Below are 19976 nucleotides of genomic sequence, written 5' to 3'. Positions count from 1 at the left end.
TTCTAGATGCATAAACTATGAACAATAACTTATTGTGAGTGAGTAACGTTTATGGTCATTTCTTCCGCTCGTATCGGGCGTCCTAAAGTCGATAACCCCAAATCTCAAGCCGATAGAACCCGCGATAGTCGTATGCGCAGCAAGGCATTAGGTCGAGTCGAGCGTAAGTTCATTCTCGATGCCGACAGTGCGGTTCTATTTGATACGCTGCGCCAAGACGCAGGCTTTTCCACCAAAGAAAAATCCGAGTTCTTTGCGGCGCTACTGCTTCGTGTCGCTAACAAGAGTTGGCTCGGCAAACCTTTCACCTTACCCATTGAGGAGGCGTTATGAAAATGAAGATAAATCGTCATGCTTACTACGGTTTGGTGCATAAAGGTGTTAAAGCGCTGTTGAATGACCGCATGGGGTTTTATGAAGACGATGAGTATCGCAACTACCTAGGCATTCAAACGGGGCAGACAAGCTGCAAAGACTTGAGTGATGATACGTTGCGAGAGTTGGTCGCGGAATTAAAGCGCCAAGGCTACTTAGAGGACTCAACCAAGTTTAAAAAGCGCCTAGGAGGCAGTTCGTCTCGCCAGCCATCCAACTTACAATGGGCGAAGCTAGCGGCATTGGCTAAATCTATGGGCTGGCAAGGGCTGGATGACCCCGCATTAGATAGCTTTGTGAAGCGTACGGTAAAAGTCGAACGCGCTCGTTGGCTCACTCGTGACACGATACGTGCTGTGATTGTGGGACTGGAACGCTGGGAGGCATCATGTCGAGACGAGTAAAGTTTCGGGCTGAGCCTCGCTATGAGGTGTTAAACCCTCGGACCCAAGAAGAGCTCGAAGCGCTCTTGCTGGAGATGTATCCAGACAACCGCATCGCGGCAAGCGAGTTTCAAGCCGCGCTCAATCCCATTGATAAAGCGATCATCAAAAGTGATTTGGGTATTCGTAACTGGTACACCCCTAAAGAGCTGGCCGAGTACCTATGGAGAAGGAGTAATTATCATGCCATCGAAACCGATCCGTATGCTTCCAGCCTATGAAGTATTTAATAGCTGTACTCGCACTCAGCGCAACCACGTGCGAGATGGCTATTTCTTTGCCTCCAAATTGCAAACCTGGTTTGTGTTCGTAAAGGACAAAGGTGAAACCGCCAATGGCAAACCAGAGGAGCAGCTCAGTTTATTTGGGTAGTGGGCAGTGATTGGAGAGTTTGAATGGCGCTTGCATCCAGTTTGGAGCAAGCGTCATTTTTATTGGTGTAACCGTAGAATGTTCGATTGCGCTCTATCTTACAGGCGCACAATCGAAAGTACGTAAGCCAGACAGCATCACGGCTGGCCGCTTCGCCATAAGTCAGCGGCTTTTGGTCAAACGGCTGCTCACACTCCACCAAGTCACCCACTGGTGGCGTTTGGATAATGTCCTGGTATTCATATTGAGTGACAATCCTAGTATCCTGACACCCAGCCAACAGGATAAGCGATAGGCTCAGCGCTGCATATTTCATGTTCAAGTTCCTTTTTTAATTGTTCGACTCGTGTTTTTAGCTGATGTCGAGCATGGCGCTCTCGAGTCGACGTCTCATCCGCGATTTTCTGCGCTTCACGCCTTTGGGTGGTTAATCTGGTGATGCGCTCAGCCAGTAAATGATTAGTGGTTTCCTGACTGGTAATGGTCTCGCCTAGCATTTGGTTACTGGCCTTTAGCTCACTGGTGTAGTGGAAGAGCTTATAGTTGACCAGTAAGCTCACGATGAGTATGGCGCCGCCTAACCAAAAAGCCGTGCGTTTGAGCTGGCCTAGAACGCCCATGTTACTGCCATCCATTCAAACAAATCTTCATCTCTTTATCTCGCCGTTTGGGAATACCTTCGCAGCCACTGCCTTTTATGCGGCAGTCTTTCTTATTAACATAGACCCAACGCGGATATTGCAAGCAGGCTCCGCGATGGTCTCCTTGATTAAATTTCTCGAGCAAGGTCGAACGAGCAAAATTGCCCGCACCGAGGTTGAACACAAAACTCACCATCATGTCATATTCCGCTTGGCTAGGCGTTTGTGTGAGATGTTTTTTCACCACGCTCTCAGCACTGGCCACATCCTTAATAAAGTCGTGGGCGATTTGATCATTCGTTGCCGTGTCACCTTGCTTTACCCCTTGAGTATGCCCAAGACCGAGAGTCCAAGTATTGGCGCTGCATTGATAGGCTTGAGCGCGGCAACCTTCTTCATTCGCAATATGACGCAGGCCAGGTTCACTGACACTCAATACGTCATCGATGTTAAACACGATGGCCAATACGGCAGTGATGGAGCACACCAAGGCTTTCGTTGCTTTCATTTTCAGGCTCATGAGGTTTCCTCCGACTCCATCACGCTGTCATCACCGGTTTGTAAGCGAGCCAGTTTGGCTTTATTGAGTTGAGTCGCCACCGCATAATAGCGAATGGCCATACAACCCGACACAATGCCCACCGTGATAGCAACGAGTTGCGCAATATCATTAACGCCAAAGCTCACAACCGTGGCCATCACGGACGTACCGACTTTCTTTAGACCCGCTAAGTCCGTGAGGGACATCAATATGGCTTTCATTCCCGTTTCACTCATTGGCTTTCTTCTCTCTTATTGTTGTTATTCAAAGGTTTGTTGACTGCTTTCAGTGATAACTTCAAAGGTGACGGCCGTGAGGGTGATAAGCGGCCTTTGTTTTTGAGTCACCGGTTTCGTGTCAGCAATCACTTGGCCATCGCTATCGGTTAGCGCCCCTTTCGCGAGATACACCCCTTCTATACGTTGAGCCAGCGACGTTAAGGCCGCAGGTACAATGTCGCGTCCGTGCTGCGTCTTCCACGTATTAATGACGGATTCAATGTTAGTTTTTGCCGTCATTTGAATGGACTCAGCTAATGAGGCGTAGTCACTGAATATCTGCAGGTGAAAGCTCGCTGTTGCCGTGACATCCGTTGCATCCACCACGCGCACCAAATCCCCCATCGGCACACGCTTGTCTCCTGAGCACTCTGACTTAATCAAATCCTTGATGGCTTGGTTGGGGAGCGAACCGTCTTGCAAAATCGCACTTATCTCAATTTCATTCGGTGAGGGTGTCCATACCGACACGTTTTTAATGGACGAGCTGCTTGAACGAGCAAAGTACTCATACGCTTCATAAGGCCCTGCCACACTGAACTTTGACGGCGAAATATAGATTCGATAGGCAAAATCATCATCATCCTCAATCTCAGAGCCGCCTTGTGTCGTTTCGGTATTGGTCACACTCTCAAGCGCATCCAATGGCGCAACGGCTTGATTGATTTGTCCGGCTAAGAAGCCATTCCCCTGAAGACCAGCGTCGATGCACTCGACGTTGGCATTGATGCTTTGCGTGCCAGCACTGACCACCACCTCTTCCAATGTTTCAAACAGGGTTTGGTTATCCACGGCAATCACTTGATAGCCTTTCGCAATGACAAAGCCAGTATGAGGGGTAAAGGTAAAGACCATTACCGTACGGGCCTTTGACGCGGGCAGGCGCCCGGTTTCGGTCAGTAGACCGATGTTGTCTAAGCGCTCCTTGTCAGCGAACGAGAGAAGGTTTTGCTTACTTTCGTAGTTAATCAGCGCTTTGAGTTCGTTCTTCTCGTAGGCAATCTGCTCAAGGTGGAAGGTTTCTGGATCGTTGATGCCAGGATAGTGTCCTGTGCCGACTTGGTAACGCTGCTTGAGGCTGACAAGGTCGGCATCATAATTCACCTCGACCAGCTTCGGCTCTGGAATGTTCGGAAATCGGTTTGTCATATCAGCTTGCTCTTGATAGTTGTGCGCTGGCCGTCCATGAACGACCACTGATGGAAGTGGTGACCGTGGTCGGTTTCCAACGGTTTGGCACTTTGCCAAGGTTTAAAAATTCAATCAGGTGCGCAGTGGTCAGCATGGTATTCACCACCGACATGCGCCCCTTCGCGCCTTGCTTACCGTCTTCACCGTTCTGTAAATAGGACTCGGCATACGCTCTGGCATCGGCCATGGATTTCACGTTGTCGATATTGCGAAGTCTCTTCACTCTGTCACCTTTAGCGGTGGCATCACCAGCTCGGTAGCTGAAGAGTTTGTTTGACTGTTGATCGTATCCTTCGACTTCCACTGCTACATATTTAGAACGGGCGCTGTCAGGCAGTTTAAGAGAGGTCAGAATGCTGCGGTTGAAGGTGTCGATTTGAATTACATCGGATTCAAAACTGCCCATAACAAGGTTTTTGCCCTTGATGGCCATCGGCACACTGGTTTGCTCTGACAGTCTGGTTAAGAACGCGGGCGTACTTTCATCACGCTGTTCAATGCGGTAAAAACGAAAGTCCGGCGTATTTGGCGCTTTGATAAACGACAAGCCACTGTCTTTTGCCCAGGACTGAGCGACGCGCTCGAAGGTCACGTTCTCTTGTACCAGACATTGCTGGTTATCAATAAAGCCACGCTCAGCAGTTGGCGGCTTGGCGTTCGCACCGACCATCACATCATCAGGGCCAATCTTGAACGACACTTCATCAATACTGAACTCGCCCCACAGCCATTCATGACGCTGACCTTGCTCATCTAGCCAACCGATACCAGGCTTTAAGGTGTTGCCTTTGGTTGGATACCACGCATCACAAAAGCGTCGGTCTTTGTTAAACAGCGTCAAAGACAAAGTATCGGTGCCCGTTTGCTTACTCTCCATCACATCGGTATAGGTCATTGACTTCACATAGCGGCTAAGCTCTGCGGTCACATCCTTTCCCGCCCAATGCAAAATAGCGAATGGACGAATAAGCCCTGTTGCGGTTATGTCCATGGCGCTTTCTCCACGTTGACGGTGTTCACCACTTTCACCGCAGGGATGTTGACAGTTTCTCCTCCGCTGAAAGTAAAGGTGGTCATGGCTCGGGTCAGTTCACGGTTAGCATCAAAAAGCGCACCGACGAGTGCTTGATTGGTGGCGCTATAGGCGCGATAACAAAGCTGCTCCCAGCGCTCGCCTTGACGAGCAATTAAGGTGTTCATGCACGTACTTCCACAATATCCAGTTGATAGTCCACGCTGGTCACCACGCCACTTGGCAGTGTTTGGATATTTGTGCGGCTAATCTTGCGAATGCTGAACTGACCGTGCACGGTTGAACCCACCACCAAAGCGCGTGGCACTCCGTTTTCACCCATCTGCTCGAGTTGCTTGGTCATCTTGGTAATGTCCACAAAGTGGTTGTTGAAGGTCAGCTCCAATGATGCGGTGTGCTCATCTTCGCCCATGTTCTGGTGCATGGGATAACCGTTAACCAGATCTTGTTTGTTGATCTTAAAGGTGCGCGAGTCACTGATTTTGTTGGGTGTGAAGCGACCTTTAAACACCAAGTCACCAAAGCCGCCCCACTGGGCATAGTTTGCCGATTGTTCTGCCATGTTATTGTTCCTCGTCGCTGATGGTGTGGCTTTCGCCGGTTAATTCACTGTGGGCGGTAATTTCGGTCACATCGGGGTTGGTAAACTGCTTGTGTACGGTCAGCTCTAATGTGGCTTGCCAATCTTCACGCCAGACAAACAGCTCGTCTTTGTGTTCAAAGTCATCATCACGTTTTGGCTCGCTCCAGCCCGATCCGATTTTTCGAGCGTCGGAAATCTCTGCGTCGCCCACAACAGTCAGGCGCCCACTGAGTTCTCCAAAGCCAACAGGCAGCGCCTCGCCAATGTCTTTCAATACAATTAAGTCGTTGGTTAGAAAGTCCGTCATACACAAATTGAGTTGCATCTGCTGACTGGATAAGAAGCACTGCGTGTTACCACCACTGACGCGGGCGGATATCACTACATCCACCAATATTTCATAAGGGACGTAGGAACCTTGAGCCGCAAGGGGTAAGCGGTTCAAACCGCGAATGCCGTTAAACATCACGCGCACTTCTTTTCGGGCGATGGCATTGGACGGTTCAACCACCGCCTGCATGCCAAGCGCCTCTTCTAATGCTTTCTCTAATGCTCGTATCACCTTCATTTGATTACTGCCTTTAACTGCTCTAATGCCATCTCTCTTTGCGCTTGCTGCTGCTCAGGGCTTAAATACATGAACTCGCGGCTGGAGACTTTGACCTGTGGCGTTCGGATATACAGCACATAGAACACGCCTTTATCCGCGCCTTTGTTATTTCGGTTCGCTTTGGTTTTGACACGCTGACCAAAGGCTTTCGCACCGAGTGGCGCTCGCCCCATAATCGAATGAGGGCGGTAGAAAATTTTCCACCCTTGACGCTCTAAGCCTTCAAGCGTTTTACGCACCCCATACACCTCAGTGCGTTTCTTTACTTGCTTGTTCACTGGAATGGCGAGCTGTCTGGCTTTCTTAGCCTTAATCACGCCGCCATCGTTAATCAGCGGTGCGTGAGCTTTGTTTGTTCCCACACGGTATTCGTCTTTGCCTGCAAGGTAGGTCAGTGACGCGTAGGTCTCACCCGTATCAAACAGCGGTTTTGCGCCTGCGTTCTTGGTCTTTTTGGTCAGCGGAGAGTTGGCTTTAAAGGTGCCGTTCTTCATGTTGTCGCGCACACACTGCAACCCAAATGGAGCCAGTGTTTCTGGCAGTCCATCAATCGCTTTGGTGGTGTTGTGCAGTGCATCGAGAAACCCTTTCATCACTGATACGCTCCATTGAACGGTGTTTGAACCAGGCTTAAATTCTGCCTTTTATTTAGCGGCCATCTGCCGAACGGAAGTTAATCAACGCTTCGGGGGATAAGCTTCACACTCACTAGAACAATAAGAAGGAAACCCCATGGCCCCACGCTCAAAGGTGGAATTGCACGGGCTGCTTGAGCGCGTCATTGAGATGTACACCGTGGACAAGATGAAGCTGGACGATATCGCGGAGGCGCTCAAAGAAGACGGCTTTGATATTTCACGTTCGTCAGTGCACCGTGTGCTTCGCAGTAATCAGGAATTGATTGAAGAGCAGCGTCTGGTTCAAGAGCAGGCAGAGGTCTTTCTAAAGGAATTCAAAGACAGCCCCAACACCGATATCTCAGAGCTGAACTTACAAATCATGCAGCGCTATATGTTCAAAGTATTGCGTGAATTGGAGTTTGGCCCTGAGTCATTTAAAGATCCGAACAAGCTGGCCAACTTATTAGCGCGACTATCGGATGCACAGGTGAACCTTGACCGATTGAAAGTTGAATTTCGTAAAGGGGTCGATGCGGCAAAGGCCGAGTTTGAAAGTCAGCTTACCGATATGCTCAAAGAGACGCGCCCCGAGCTCTTGCTTGAGTTGGTTAGCATCATTCAGAAAATTCGCATTGATCAAAAACCGAAACGAGGCCGTCGATGAGCGGCCTCTTTGGTGGATTATCCGATGCGGATTTAGAGAATATTCGAGACAGTGCACATATCGCCGCTGAAGATAAACGCATCACGAAGAACACCAAAGCCCAAGAACGGCGTGATTTAGCACGAAAACAAAAAGAAGAAAAGGCGCGCCAAAAGCGCCGCGCCAAATCTAAACGTGACTTTGCGTACTTCTGTCAAACCTATATGCCGGATGCGTTCACGCTTGAGTTCAGTGAATACCAGCTTGCACTGACTCGCCTGGCCGCCAATCGACATTTGAATCATCAAGACGAAGCGCTGTTCAAAGCGCTCATTGACCCGCGTGACCACGGCTTTATCAAACAGCCCCTTACGCTTGAAAATGGCAAGCGTGGTGAGTATGAAGGCATTCTCGATATCGAGCCGCGTGACCACGGTAAAACCACCCGTAATACTCAGGCCATGCCCTTATGGCTGGCGCTTAATCATCCTAGCTCTTTTATTGTCATTTGTGGTGCGTCCGCCGATAGCGCCAAAGAAATGATGGATGCCATCAAAGATGACTTAGAAGATAACGAACTTATCCTGGACGATTACGGAGAGCAGCGAGGTAATACCTGGACGAAACGTAAAATCAAACTGGCCAATGGCTCTTCCATCGTGGCGGTCGGTCGTGGGCAACGGCTGCGTGGTATCAAAAACAAGTACCAACGTCCGACTCACATTATCTGTGATGATTTGCTCGATGACAAAGAGGTGGAATCGCCGACACTGCGTCGTCAGGCAGAGCGCTGGTTTAAACGCGTTATTATGAACCTGGGTAAAGGGGCGCTGACTATCATCGCCAACACCATCATGCACCCAGATGATTTACCGTCACGTCTGCTTAAACAAATTGAAGATGGTCGTTTGCCTAACTGGTTGGGGCTGCGCTTTAGTGCCATTACCCCGTTGGGGCATTCCTTATTTCCATCACGTTGGAGCTTGCAAGAGTTAGACAATAAACGCATTGCGTCAGGCAGTGCGTGGTGGACAGAGTGGATGAACCGTCCCATTGCCGATGAAGATGCCGACTTTAAGGAAGAGTGGTTTGTCTACTTCAAACCTTATGAACTAGACCTTCGAGATTGCACCATAGGTATGGCGATTGACCCAGCTACGGGCCTTAAAAAAGGCGACTGGTCCTTTATTGCCGTGGTGGCTCGACACAAAATTACCATGGTGGATCATGTGCTGTTTGCTAAAGGTTGGAAAGAGTCGGATCTTAAGTTTGCCCAGCGCATTGTGGATGTCTTCCGGCAACACAGGCCGTCCTTTGTAATGTTCGAAACCGTTGCGTTCCAGAAGATTTACAAAAAAGAAGTGATGCGTTACGCCAAGAAGAAAGGCGTGCGCCTTCCAGTTCGTGAGTTCAAAGGAGGCAATAAGCAAGTGCGTATTAAGTCACTTTCTTCGCAAGTGGAGAACGGACTTATCCAATTCTTAGAGACTCAGACGTTGCTTCGTCAAATGTTTTTAGAGTTCCCTCGTGGCCATGATGACGGACCCGATGCAGTGGAGATGGCCATCAGTGGGTTCGAGTCTGGCTTTGTGGGCGGCGCAACACCACAAACGCCCAAATCAATCAGTAGCGCCGCCAAAGCGCTCTCACGCTTTGGTGGTGGTGCTTTGCGACGAATGATGCGTTAGGAGTCACTATGTTCAATAAACTTGCAGAAATTAAAACCAAACTCAGCGATGTGCTCTCCATGCTGCGCAAGCTGGTGTGCATTGGCAAGGTGAGTAAGGTGGATGCCGAGCTAAGGCGCGTCAAAGTGACCTTCCCAGGGCTGCGTTACCCTGAGTCAGATTGGCTGCCTGTGCTGGGGCTACGAAATAAGAGCGTCAGTATTTCGTGCAACCTTGAGCCAGGTGAACAGGTGCTGTGCCTGTTCATCCCCAGCGGTTCAATGATGTCTGGTTTTGTGCTTGGCTCGATGGCAAACAAATCAGCAAAGCCCTATATCGCGAATGTCGATAAGTTTGGGGTTCAATTTAAAGACGGCACATTGCTTGAGTACGACCAGTCCACCCAAACGGGCGTGTTAAAGATTGGGGGCGGAACCCCTGCCATTACCGTCAATACAGAAAAGGTATTGATTGACGCTAAGCTGGAAGTCACAGGTGCGACCTCGCTCAATGACACCCTCAAGGTCGTAAAAGCGACGACCATGATGGATACGTTAACAGGAATGAAAACCGCCACCTTTACCGGACTCGTCGGGGCTGCTGGATATGGCAGTACAACGGGGGGCGCAGCCGTGATGAGCAGCGGTGCCACCATGCAAGGTTCAGTAACCATCAACGGTGTTACGGTCGCCGTGATTAGCCATAAGCACAATGACGCAGAAGGTAGACCAACGTCCACCGCAAACCAATAAATGACAAAACGCCCTCAGAGCGATTCTGAGGGCGCTTAATTTCTATCTGGTGTGAATATTCAAATAATTTTATTCAAAACGAATTCAAACGGGGTACGCATGACCTACTCACTTAAATTTGCAGGAAGCGGACGAAACACCGATTTGGTGGCCGATATCAAGCAGTCACTTTTTATGATTGTGTACACCGGCAAAGGTGAACGTATTTATATGCCGGATTACGCCGCGGATGCCTTAGAATATATTGATAAGCCTCAATGGGAAGTGCAAGGGTTAAAAGTGTCCATTGCTGAATCGGTGGCCAAGTATGAGCCTCGAGTCAAACTCGACAGTATAGTGGTCACTCAAACCGATTTGCCACAAGGCATTATTGGCATTAAGCTTTCTTGCCAAATCCTCGCCACGGGGCAAAGTGATGTGTTCGATTTTACTAACGCTTAAGCCTGCCGAACGGAAATTATCCCTCCAATAATCTCAGATACTGACTCCACTGATTAACAGGAGACAGTATCCATGGCCGAATTACTTCACGGCATCCGAACCATCGAATCGCTCACAGGTCCCATTTCGGTCATCGAAGTGTCGTCCAGTGTGATTGGTGTGTTTGGCACCTCTGAGTTGGCAGAGCCATTAAAGCTCTACCACACCACCAATTACGATGACGCGAAAAAGACCTTCGGTGAGGGCACGCTCGCCAACGCCATTCGCCGTGTTCACCACTATGTACCAAGCAACTCCATCTTATCAATCCCTTTAGGTAAGGACGGCGACTTCCCTGAGGTTGAAACACCTGCGACCTCTGGCGTCACGATGAGCACATCCAGCGTCTCTATTTATATTGATGATGGCGCAAGCTTGCCTGTCACGATTTCAAACCCTCACGCTTGTCACATTGCGTACAGCTCGGACAATGACCTCATTGCTACCGTGGATGCTGATACGGGGGTAGTAACGCCGGTGAAAGCGGGTGTTGCTAACATCACCGCTTTGGTCACCTTTAATGATGGTGAGAATGACGTAGATGAAGCCCATGTCTATGGGATAGCGGTGGCGCAAACCAATCCAAACGCAGGCAAGACCATGAGTCCAGCGACGCTGGGCGATTCTGTTGCGACAGCGTTCCTAGGCGCAGACTCTCAGCCCAACGCGTTAATCAATCCGTACGAACAAACCGCTGTTTGGTCCATTGATGATGAAGCCCTTGCCTTGGTTGATAGTAGTGACGGCACGATCACACCACTTTCAGAAGGTCAAACGGTGGTCACCGTGACGCTCGCACCCAAGAGCAACGTCAGCTACACCAATGACAACGATGTGACCATTAATGTGGGTGACGTTGCTGGCGTAGCGCTGACTTATGTTCTGACTGTGGCTCGCGTCACGGATGCGCTGTTAGCAAAATTCATGGAAGCGCTACCGTTATTGCGTAAAGCGAAACAGAGCTACGGCTTTTCATCCAAAATCAACATGGCTCCAGGCATTTTACATAAGGATGGCGCAATGGGGCTCGCAGTGGCAGCGGTCAGCACTATCCGCGGCATTTGGGTGGGAGATATGCCGGAGCATATTTCAACACCCACTGAGGCGTACGCTTGGAAGCAAAAGTACACCTCACAACGAGCGTATGTCGGCTGGCCACGTCCCAAAGTTTTAGACGAAGACGGAGCAACGGTGGTCGATTGGTACGCGCCAAGCTTGTGCGGCTTAATTGCTCAAGTTGACCGCAATCAAACCGAACAGAACATTGTGCCGGAAACCGGTTACTGGTGCTCCCCATCCAACTATGTCATGGCCGATGTGATAGGCCCTTCCATTGAGCTCGATTACATCCCAAGCGATCCATCGTGTGATGTGAACTACTTAAACGTGAACGGTATTACCACGCTGATGAACCATGGCGGTTGGAAGAACTTTGGTAACTACTCCACCGCATTTCCAGCCAAGAGCGATTACCTGTCGTTTTTATCGGTGCGCCGAACGGCAGACATCATAGAGGAAAGCATTGAGGACGCTACACGTCAGTTCTTAGACTTTCCGATGTTCACCAGCCCAACGGATATTGCCAATACGACCTGTGGCCGAGTGAAAGATACGGTGAACGATTATCTTCGCTCGAAAGAAGGCACCGCATTGGTGTACAGCAATGTGTCAATTGATGCCGGTGACAACCCGCTCACCAATCTGATGCAAGGCAAAATTAAGTACCGCTATCGAATGACACCGCCCGTGCCTATGCAGAGTGTGGAGTTTGAAGCTGAAATTTACGTTGAAGGGTTAGAAAGCGCCTTTAACAAACTGATTGCATGAGGTAAGTCATGGCAGAGAAAAGTGTGGTCTGGCGTGACCAGATGGCGTTCATTAATGAAACCCAATACGTCGGACGCGTAAAAAGCGCAAGCAGCGACCTACAGCGCAAAATGGCCACGGTGGGCGGCTTAGGTGGTCTGGGTGATGTCGAAGTGCCAACCGGCAAGTACGAAGCCCCAACGGCAACGGTGGAGTTTCAATCGGTGGCGCTTGGCGACGTGGCTCAACTCACCAATAACGATGGGTGGATAAAACTGCGTCTCACCGGACAAGTACGCATGCTGGATTCCGAAACAGGGACCAAGATCATTGATGCGGGAATCACCCGTATTCATGGGTTTGTGAAAAATCCTCCGGTGCCTGGTTATAACGATGATGGCTCACCGTACACCGCCAACATTGCTGTGCATTTTATTGAGATCAGCAATACTTCTGGACGCGTATTCATGCTCGACATGCAAACTGGTGCGAAATACCCGCCGGATGCACCAGGGCAATTTGGTATCACCGTGACCTTGTAAGGAGTCGATATGCGAATTCGTAAGTTGGAAATTGTGGCAGATGGCATTCAAAAAAATGGTCAGCCAGTCACTAAAGCGCAGTTGGAATCGGTGGTTCGCAACTACAAACCGGACGCTCGTCCACCCGTGACCCCTGGTCACCCAACCAAAGGCAGCGATCAGATTGCCGCGTTGGGGCGAGTGTCCAACCTTCGAACCGAAGCAGGCAGCGGCGATAAAGCCGGAAAGACCGTGCTGGTTGGGGAAATCATTTACACCCCTGAAATGGAGGCTCTGGAAGATTCGGGCAAGTTTGAAGGCTTCAGTGCTGGCATCCATCCGGTGCCGGACAAAGACGGTGAATGGTACATGCATCACACCGCGTTCTTGGGTCAGCTTCCTCCAGCGGCTGAAACCAAAACCCGTGATGTGGTGGATCTAAGCGATAGCGACTTTTGTGATGACGCTATCTATCTCAGTGCAGATGTCGGTACTCAACCTGGCTCTGATGACAATGAAACAGGAATAACCATGAAAAAAGACGAATTAAAAACGCTGCTTGGCGATGTCGTCAAAGAGCAGCTTGACGGTATGGGGATTAAACCCAATACACCGCCAGTTAAAAAAGAAGGTGATCAAAGCAAAGATGGAGGCCCGACTACGACCGATGGCGATAAATCAAACGGTGCGGTTACTGCGATGCAAGAAACGTTGGCAGGCGATCGTAAAGAAACACTGACTGAACTTGCGGACTCGCGTGAAATGAGCGACGAGCTTCGCAAGAGTGTGAAAGTCATGATTGAAGGTGCTTCGTCGATTGAACTTTGTGCATCCGGCGATGGTAATCGTTACAGCCAGCTCAAAGGTATGCTGACCGCGATGCCTGAAAAGAGCGCGACCCCACCTAAAAAGTCGGCGTGGGATGCATTGACTCAAAATCTAGAGCTTGCCGATGGAGGCAATGCTCAAAAAGATAACTTTGATCCGGAGGGTTGGTAATGGAATTTGGAATGAAAACCACCCTCAAGGGCGCGCCCGCCATTGTCGGCAGTTATACCGGTGGCAACGTCATCCAACAAATGATGGTCGCCAATGGCTTAGAAGGTTTAGAACCTGGTCATGCGGTGCTGATTACCGATGGCGTTGTTACCGAACGTTGGGATGGCGTTAGCAATACCACTCGTTGGGCGGGTAGCTCGCTGGGTATTGTCACCGCTAAACAATTTGAAGGTGACAGTTCTGTGTCCGTAATTCGCTTTGGGGTGTACCTGCGTGACCGTATTGTGCTGGCTGATGATTCAGCGCTCACTGCGGCCAATGAATTTACGCTTTCTTACTTTCAACTCTTTGCAGAAGGAGCCTGGTTATGAGTCCCCTAGAGCAACAAAAAGCCAAACAAGATGGTGTCTTTTCTAAAGCGCTGCGTGACGCGTCGAATGCCTTTGTTCAAATGGGCGCTCACCCCCGCACACTGCTGCACCATTCACGTCGTAACGATTTGATTGAGCAAGCCATCGCAAAGCTTCACCTCTTAAAACGTGAAGGGGATGCTTATCATCAATTAGGTCAACCTATTGTGGAAGCAAACTCAAAAGCGGATGTAGAAAATAATTCAGACGATAACGTAAAGCTTGAGCCTGTCGGTTTTCGTAAAGTGGATGATTCACCGGTTGTGTACTCAGAGCTTGGCGTTGATGTACTAAGCGGCGGTTTGAATTTTGTTCTCAATAACCCTTATGAGCAAATCGTAAAGTACACCTCGAGTGATGAAGCCGTGGCCACCGTCGATGAGAAATCAGGACTTATCACCCCTGTTAGTAATGGTGAAGTGACGATTCATGTCGCCCTAACGAAAAAAGGGGAATACCCACGCGTCGAAGATAGCGTTGACTTGGTGATTGCGGATGAGCCAAAAGAAGACTCAGAGCCATCCCCCGATGATGAAGCGCAATCAGACAACAACGCTTCTGAGTCAGGCTTAGACAAATAACCCCACCCATTAATGCATGCCGCTGTTTGATAAGCGGCTATAAAGAGAACAAAGCATGGATATTATTGATATTTTACGCGGTCTGTTAGCCCCTCAAGAGTGGGCAGAGCTGCTGAACAACTACAAAAAGCGCAAGCCAGTGCCTATGCGTATTCGCAAGAAGGTGTTTGGGGATGCGGTGTTTTACCCAAGTGTGCGCATCCCTTGGAATGTGCTCAAAGAGACCCTTTCTAACATTCCGGTGGTACGTCGCGGCACCAAAGCGTATCAGCTTGGTGGTAATGACTTAGAAACTCAATCCATTGAGCCACAGGGTTTTTCGACGGTATCGCATGTGTCAGCAGCGGAGCTCAACAACCTCAAGGCATTAGGTTTAAAGAACATTCAAAAGTTTTTTGAAATGCTTCAGTTTGGTGTGATGCGCAAGATTGAAGTCTCAACTGAAGCGCTGTGCGCTCAATCGCTGACAGGCAAGATTGCCTACCCAATGAAAACCGCAGACGGCGCAATGGAATTGTTTGAAGTGGACTTTGGGGAAACCCTTCGCTACAACTTTGACAGCTCACTGAAAGCCACAGACGCCACCATCGAACACGTGTACACCGCCTTGCAAGAAATGGATGAAACCATTCAAGCGAAAGGTTATGGCGCAAACTTGGAAGTATTGAGTGGTAAAACGTTGTTTGCTCGCATTGTCACCTTAGCAGGGCAAAATAAATCCAACGTGCTCGATGTGAAAGTCAGCAAGGGTCAAGTCAATGTCGGCGGCTACCTCATCAACCTTGAAAATGGTTCATACGAAACCATGGTAGGCGGTACGAAAACCCGCGTAAAAACCGTTGATGATGACAAAATGGTGATGATTGACCTTGATGCAGGGCACACACCGTATTATGCCGCGCTCGATGATTTGGACGCAGGTCTTCAGGCCTTACCTTTCTTCTCGAAGGTGAAGAAAGTCGATGACCCAAGTGGAGCGGATGTGTACACCATGTCAAAACCTTTGCCTGCGGTTGTCGTCGATGCCATCTGCTGGGCCGATGACGCACTGAAGTAAGGAATGATAATGGCTATTACCCTTACTGAGTTAAGAGCGATGGTCACCATCCAGGGCGTATCGAGCTCCCTGGATGAACAAATCTACCACTCCTTAACTTACAACGATGAGAACAACGCTCAAACCGCTTGTCAATCCGCCGCGCGTTGGTGCTATGCCTATCTTGGTCAAAAGAATGCCTTGTCTCGCCTTTATAACGAGGATGACAAAGAAGTGCTGGCTGAAGGCATGACTCAAAGGGCGATTTACGAGTTAGGTGAAATCAGCGAGTTTGATTTTGATGAACGCAAAGACGAAGCGCTCGCATTAATCAACGCCTTGCTTGGCCTTAATAATGGCACTGAAAGCGGTGCTCAATACACAGGAGCTGCGATTGCCCGTGATAAAGAATCTCACATTATCGTCCCTTATCGCTCGGCTTCCCACCGACGTTATCGTTAATCACTACCCATTACCTGCAGAGCTCGGCAACGCTCGCTACCAAAGCAGCAACTACTATTTTGGGGCCATTCGCGCCATGCTGCTCGATGAAGAGGTCGCCTCCGATATTGAAATGCGTCATGCCACGGCCATGACGGTGCCCTACGTGATGGAAGGATCAGCCAATGACATCGCATTTTACAACGAGGTGATGGCAGACTTTGATTTAGAAATGTTAATGGAGCAGATGTTAAGTGCGACGGAATTTGGTTTTATGCCCGTGGAGCTTATTTGGGAGAAAGTCGGCTCACAGCTTTACCTCACTCACTCAGAGCCCAAACGGCCTGAAGACTTTCGCCTATTAAAAGATGGCACCTTGGTGTACAGCGCCGTGGACTACACAGCGAAAACGCCTGTGGCAGGGAAAGTCATTCCGGTGCTGCGCAATGCAACCACCGAGCGTCCATACGGCGAAACCATCTTAGAGTCAGTGTGGCCCATTTGGCAAAGTAAGTGGATAAGCTGGGCCAACATCGAGCGACTGGGCGAGAAGTACGCGATCCCAACCGCGATTGCTCTGGCTGAAAATGCCAATGGCGGGGATGAGGTACAAGCGATAGCCAACTCGTTGGCTCCTGTGATGAACGGAGATGCGGTGGCACTCTCTGGTGTAAAAGAAATCGTCACCCTTGATGCAAACGGTAAGGTGGATGAACTGCTTCGAACCATTGAATACATCGACAATAAAATCTCCAAGCGCATCACAGGGCAGACCCTTACAGGCGGTAACCAAAAGTACGGTTCTCGCTCTTTGGGTGAAGTTCACGAGCGCGCAGCCATGCGCGTTTCCAAGCGTGATGCTCGAATGGTGCATAAGACGCTTAACGATACGCTGTTTAAATGGATATTCTTAGCCAACGGTCGTGAAGGCAGTCTCAAAATCCGAGTGGATGAGGATGCCTACAAAGCCATGTTGGAATCGGCATTGGCGAATGGCTCAGGGGTTGACCCTGTACAAGGTTTTAATCAACGTCCAAGTCTGGAGTTTTCAGACGTACCAGGAAAGCATCTATGTCTGCTTTAAAGAGTATCGACAAGAAAGAGACCAGTAACCTCACCAAATTACAGCGCCTCGAAGATGAGGCGCTTTCATTAACCGTCAAAAGCCTTTCAAGCGAACTGGAAGCGGCGTTCAAAGCGCATTCAAACCCAGACGATATTGATATCACCCAAGTGACAATGCAATACACCAACATCTATGCCGCTTCGATGATGGTGAGTTGGCTGCTGGGCCAAGCGCATATCCATAATGCGATCAATGATGCCAGCGAGAAACCTCTCGAACTCACTTATGCGCCGATTTATCTTGCCGTGGATGAGGTGCCTTTTCAGGAAGCGATTGATTCACTCAAAGCCATGATACCGACCGATACCAAAGCGTATCGGCAGATGGAAGCGGCAATGAAGCTGCGTGCCTTTACCGTAGCAAATGTCTCCAGTATTGATGCGGTCAATCGCGTTAAAAAACGTTATGAAGAGGCATTAGAAAGCGGCGCATCACGCTCTGAAACGTTAGGGAACCTCCGTCAACTTCTTGAGCAAGAAGGACTCTCTCAGGTCAATCCTTATTGGTTAGAGTTGCATTATCGCAATAATATGATGACCGCATACAATTCAGGTCGTTGGACTCAAATTGCTCATAATGATTTAGTCGAGTTTTTGGTCTATTCGTCGGTGCTCGATTCGGGCACCACAGAGCTGTGCAGAAAGCTTGATGGCGTTATTAAACCTAAAGACGACCCATTTTGGGAAAGTTTTTACCCGCCCAATCACCATAAATGCCGCGCGACCGTTTCAGTGCTATCACGCAAGCAATATGAAGCACTACCCGCATCGATACAGCAGGCTTCTGCTGAGGTCAGTGGCACAGCCTTGGATAAGGATGCGACAACAGATAAAGAGCATCAGTTTACTAGCTCACCATTAGTATCAATGAAAACGCTGCCAGTATCGATGATGGAGCGGGCGCAAGAATATGGACTGACCCAAAGCATTCTCAACTACTCTCACGCACAAAGTAAACGCGTCTTGAAAGAGCAAGCCGAAGTTGTCGCGAAACAAGGCTTATCGACTACTACACTCGATAACGCGATAAAGCAAGCGCCAGAGCTAGAGCCATTTCGGGAAATGATACAAGAGAAGTTGATGGTCTCGCCTGATGAGGTGTTGTTCGCTTTTGATGAGTTGGAAAGTGGGGACTTTTTACCTAGCGTGCAGTTTGTGCTTGAGTTAGACGATTCGCTCAGGGCGGTGGCGTTTGCGAGTGCGTATGATGAACGGACCATTTACAAACTTACCAGTATCAATACATCGACACTGGACAAGCAGAGTTCGAGTACGATTACGCCATAATCGAAAAAAACACTGGCTATGTTTTACACACCATAATAGTGTCGTGACCACTGTTAATTGTCATGGTATTTCAGCATGTTAGATGTAAAACCCGAAGCCAAGCCCCTTGTCAATCTCATCATCGAACATTCCCGTAAAGGCGACGTTGACCCAGAAGCGATCGCTTTAGCCCTACCAAAATACTCGGCTCATCATGTCGCCTTAGTGATCGAGCAACTCGCGCAGCTTCCCTATCCAGATTTAACGCAATTGATTCGAAACAATTAACTGTATAAATACACAGTTACGCGTGATAAGGTTGATCGGTGTTTTGATGCCTTGAGTACCTGAGACCCAAGATCTTTTTGATAAAGGAATTGGAGAGGAAGCAGCAAAACGCCGCCAGCTTTAATTCGTTATTGCTGGCGGCTTTCAATCGCTATTTGTGTTCAAGGCTCTTGCTAACAGGAGATAAGAATGCACCAACACACATTGCACGATGACCGTGCCACCCTCATCCATGCCGATTGTTTAACCTACCTTAAAACGCTTGAAGACAACTCCGTTGATCTGATTTTAACCGACCCACCATACTTCCAAGTCAAACGTAATGCCTGGGACAATCAGTGGCCAGATGTCGCTTCATTTCTGGCCTGGCTCGATGAAGTGCTTCTCGAGTTCTGGCGAATCCTTAAACCCTCAGGCGGTCTTTATCTGTTCTGTGGTTCAAAGCTGGCCAGTGACACTGAAATTCTCATCAGAAGCCGCTTTGAAGTGTTTAACCACATCATTTGGGCTAAACCGTCAGGCCCATGGCGAAGAATGCACAAGCCGGACTTGCGGATGTTCTTTCCGTCCACCGAGCGTATTTTATTTGCTGGCCACTATAATGCTGAAGGCTATGCCAAAGGTTGCTCTGGTTACGCTTCTCAATGCAATGAGCTCAAGAAACACGTATTCAGACCTTTGATGGATTACTTCATCAATGCTCGTAAACAGCTTGGTGTGACAGCAAAAGAAATCAATGCGGCAACGGGGACACAAATGTGCTCTCATTGGTTTAGTGAAAGCCAATGGAAACTCCCCAACAAAGCGCAATACCAAAAGCTTCAACAGCTTTTCGCAAGCAAAAAAGGAGAGTTAACGAAGACGCATGGCGACCTAGTGGAGGAGTATGACGCTTTAAAAAATAACTACCAAAACTTGGTATTGGAATACGATGATCTAAAAGCGCAATACGAACATTTACGTCGACCGTTCTCCGTCACCAGTGAGGTGCCTTATACCGATGTCTGGCAGTTTGCACCGGTGCAATATTATCCTGGTAAGCATCCTTGCGAAAAACCACAAGACTTACTGCAACATATCATCACCGCCAGCAGCCGTGAACATGATGTGGTGCTCGATGCGTTTATGGGCAGTGGCTCTACAGGTAAGGCGTGTTTGAGTTTGAATCGACGTTTTATCGGCATTGAAATGGAAGAGGAAACGTTTGAACAAACGCTGGAGTCGATGAGAAATATTCAATATTAGTCTGCAACTTAAAAAGAAAAGGCGCTTAA

The 19976-nt window shown here is 49.1% G+C and carries 29 protein-coding genes; 19 read left to right on the top strand and 10 right to left on the bottom strand.

Annotated elements, in window-relative coordinates; genetic code table 11:
• Positions 1–51 precede the first annotated feature (51 nt).
• Genes QF117_RS12340 through QF117_RS12325 form a run of 4 tightly spaced genes read left to right on the top strand, consistent with a single transcriptional unit; the run spans position 52 to position 1190 of the window.
• Entirely contained in the window at positions 52–333 is a 282-nt protein-coding gene (locus QF117_RS12340) for a hypothetical protein (RefSeq protein WP_282389190.1), read from the top strand.
• Positions 330–779: a regulatory protein GemA gene (locus QF117_RS12335; protein WP_282389189.1), complete on the top strand. Its 450-nt coding sequence runs from the start codon at positions 330–332 to the stop codon at positions 777–779. The genes QF117_RS12340 and QF117_RS12335 overlap by 4 nt, the downstream gene beginning before the upstream one ends.
• Entirely contained in the window at positions 764–1039 is a 276-nt protein-coding gene (locus QF117_RS12330; RefSeq protein WP_048615421.1) for a hypothetical protein, read from the top strand. Before QF117_RS12335 ends, QF117_RS12330 begins: the two co-directional genes overlap by 16 nt.
• Entirely contained in the window at positions 1002–1190 is a 189-nt protein-coding gene (locus QF117_RS12325; RefSeq protein ID WP_136985798.1) for a hypothetical protein, read from the top strand. The genes QF117_RS12330 and QF117_RS12325 overlap by 38 nt, the downstream gene beginning before the upstream one ends.
• Here the strand turns inward: QF117_RS12325 and QF117_RS12320 are convergent.
• Genes QF117_RS12320 through QF117_RS12275 form a run of 10 tightly spaced genes read right to left on the bottom strand, consistent with a single transcriptional unit; the run spans position 1174 to position 6660 of the window.
• Positions 1174–1506, bottom strand: a complete 333-nt coding sequence (locus QF117_RS12320; protein WP_282389188.1) for a hypothetical protein — start codon at positions 1504–1506, stop codon at positions 1174–1176. The two genes, QF117_RS12325 and QF117_RS12320, sit on opposite strands and share 17 nt — an antisense overlap.
• Positions 1448–1825, bottom strand: coding sequence for a hypothetical protein (locus tag QF117_RS12315; protein WP_282389187.1), 378 nt, complete (start codon positions 1823–1825; stop codon positions 1448–1450). The genes QF117_RS12320 and QF117_RS12315 overlap by 59 nt, the downstream gene beginning before the upstream one ends.
• Positions 1812–2351, bottom strand: coding sequence for a lysozyme (locus QF117_RS12310; protein ID WP_282389186.1), 540 nt, complete (start codon positions 2349–2351; stop codon positions 1812–1814). The genes QF117_RS12315 and QF117_RS12310 overlap by 14 nt, the downstream gene beginning before the upstream one ends.
• On the bottom strand, positions 2348–2608 hold the full coding sequence (locus QF117_RS12305) for a hypothetical protein (RefSeq protein ID WP_282389185.1): 261 nt from the start codon (positions 2606–2608) through the stop codon (positions 2348–2350). Before QF117_RS12305 ends, QF117_RS12310 begins: the two co-directional genes overlap by 4 nt.
• Positions 2609–2632: 24 nt before the next feature.
• Complete coding sequence (locus QF117_RS12300; protein WP_282389184.1) at positions 2633–3799, bottom strand: baseplate J/gp47 family protein; 1167 nt, start codon at positions 3797–3799, stop codon at positions 2633–2635.
• Between the two features lies 1 nt (position 3800).
• A complete protein-coding gene (locus QF117_RS12295) occupies positions 3801–4832 on the bottom strand; it encodes a hypothetical protein (protein WP_282389183.1) in 1032 nt (343 codons plus the stop codon).
• Complete coding sequence (locus tag QF117_RS12290) at positions 4823–5041, bottom strand: tail protein X (RefSeq protein ID WP_282389182.1); 219 nt, start codon at positions 5039–5041, stop codon at positions 4823–4825. The genes QF117_RS12295 and QF117_RS12290 overlap by 10 nt, the downstream gene beginning before the upstream one ends.
• Positions 5038–5436, bottom strand: coding sequence for a phage tail protein (locus tag QF117_RS12285; protein ID WP_001900885.1), 399 nt, complete (start codon positions 5434–5436; stop codon positions 5038–5040). Before QF117_RS12285 ends, QF117_RS12290 begins: the two co-directional genes overlap by 4 nt.
• Position 5437: 1 nt before the next feature.
• Complete coding sequence (locus QF117_RS12280) at positions 5438–6025, bottom strand: hypothetical protein (protein ID WP_282389181.1); 588 nt, start codon at positions 6023–6025, stop codon at positions 5438–5440.
• Positions 6022–6660 (bottom strand): hypothetical protein, encoded by a 639-nt coding sequence (locus QF117_RS12275; protein ID WP_282389472.1) that lies wholly within the window; start codon positions 6658–6660, stop codon positions 6022–6024. The genes QF117_RS12280 and QF117_RS12275 overlap by 4 nt, the downstream gene beginning before the upstream one ends.
• A gap of 139 nt (positions 6661–6799) precedes the next feature.
• Between QF117_RS12275 and QF117_RS12270 the strand changes: the two genes are divergently transcribed.
• The 15 genes from QF117_RS12270 to QF117_RS12200 all read left to right on the top strand — a co-directional run bounded on the left by QF117_RS12270 (position 6800) and on the right by QF117_RS12200 (position 19947).
• Positions 6800–7351 (top strand): phage protein Gp27 family protein, encoded by a 552-nt coding sequence (locus QF117_RS12270; protein ID WP_048615430.1) that lies wholly within the window; start codon positions 6800–6802, stop codon positions 7349–7351.
• The gene (gene terL, locus QF117_RS12265; protein WP_282389180.1) at positions 7348–9018 is read left to right on the top strand and encodes a phage terminase large subunit; all 1671 of its coding nucleotides are present in this window, start codon (positions 7348–7350) and stop codon (positions 9016–9018) included. The genes QF117_RS12270 and terL overlap by 4 nt, the downstream gene beginning before the upstream one ends.
• An 8-nt stretch (positions 9019–9026) precedes the next feature.
• Complete coding sequence (locus tag QF117_RS12260; RefSeq protein ID WP_282389179.1) at positions 9027–9749, top strand: phage baseplate assembly protein V; 723 nt, start codon at positions 9027–9029, stop codon at positions 9747–9749.
• Positions 9750–9848: 99 nt separating this feature from the next.
• A complete protein-coding gene (locus QF117_RS12255) occupies positions 9849–10190 on the top strand; it encodes a GPW/gp25 family protein (protein WP_048615433.1) in 342 nt (113 codons plus the stop codon).
• A 72-nt stretch (positions 10191–10262) separates the two neighbouring features.
• Entirely contained in the window at positions 10263–12056 is a 1794-nt protein-coding gene (locus QF117_RS12250; protein ID WP_282389178.1) for a phage tail protein, read from the top strand.
• Between the two features lie 8 nt (positions 12057–12064).
• Positions 12065–12577: a phage major tail tube protein gene (locus tag QF117_RS12245; RefSeq protein WP_282389177.1), complete on the top strand. Its 513-nt coding sequence runs from the start codon at positions 12065–12067 to the stop codon at positions 12575–12577.
• A 9-nt stretch (positions 12578–12586) separates the two neighbouring features.
• Positions 12587–13555, top strand: coding sequence for a hypothetical protein (locus tag QF117_RS12240; RefSeq protein WP_282389176.1), 969 nt, complete (start codon positions 12587–12589; stop codon positions 13553–13555).
• Positions 13556–13566: 11 nt separating this feature from the next.
• On the top strand, positions 13567–13926 hold the full coding sequence (locus QF117_RS12235) for a hypothetical protein (RefSeq protein ID WP_282389175.1): 360 nt from the start codon (positions 13567–13569) through the stop codon (positions 13924–13926).
• Positions 13923–14546 carry an Ig-like domain-containing protein gene (locus QF117_RS12230; protein ID WP_282389173.1) on the top strand — a complete coding sequence of 208 codons (624 nt, stop codon included), beginning with the start codon at positions 13923–13925 and terminating at the stop codon, positions 14544–14546. Before QF117_RS12235 ends, QF117_RS12230 begins: the two co-directional genes overlap by 4 nt.
• 55 nt (positions 14547–14601) lie before the next feature.
• A complete protein-coding gene (locus QF117_RS12225; RefSeq protein WP_282389172.1) occupies positions 14602–15603 on the top strand; it encodes a major capsid protein in 1002 nt (333 codons plus the stop codon).
• Positions 15604–15612: 9 nt separating this feature from the next.
• On the top strand, positions 15613–16044 hold the full coding sequence (locus tag QF117_RS12220; protein ID WP_282389171.1) for a hypothetical protein: 432 nt from the start codon (positions 15613–15615) through the stop codon (positions 16042–16044).
• Positions 15983–17107 (top strand): DUF935 family protein, encoded by a 1125-nt coding sequence (locus QF117_RS12215; RefSeq protein ID WP_282389170.1) that lies wholly within the window; start codon positions 15983–15985, stop codon positions 17105–17107. Before QF117_RS12220 ends, QF117_RS12215 begins: the two co-directional genes overlap by 62 nt.
• Complete coding sequence (locus tag QF117_RS12210; protein WP_282389169.1) at positions 17095–18435, top strand: phage minor head protein; 1341 nt, start codon at positions 17095–17097, stop codon at positions 18433–18435. The genes QF117_RS12215 and QF117_RS12210 overlap by 13 nt, the downstream gene beginning before the upstream one ends.
• Positions 18436–18510: 75 nt before the next feature.
• A complete protein-coding gene (locus QF117_RS12205; RefSeq protein ID WP_282389168.1) occupies positions 18511–18702 on the top strand; it encodes a hypothetical protein in 192 nt (63 codons plus the stop codon).
• 189 nt (positions 18703–18891) lie between these two features.
• Positions 18892–19947 (top strand): DNA methyltransferase, encoded by a 1056-nt coding sequence (locus QF117_RS12200; protein ID WP_282389167.1) that lies wholly within the window; start codon positions 18892–18894, stop codon positions 19945–19947.
• Positions 19948–19976 lie beyond the last annotated feature (29 nt).

It is taken from the genome of Vibrio sp. YMD68, assembly GCF_029958905.1.
Taxonomy (GTDB): Bacteria; Pseudomonadota; Gammaproteobacteria; order Enterobacterales; family Vibrionaceae; genus Vibrio.
This window is presented reverse-complemented; position numbering and strand designations above follow the sequence as displayed.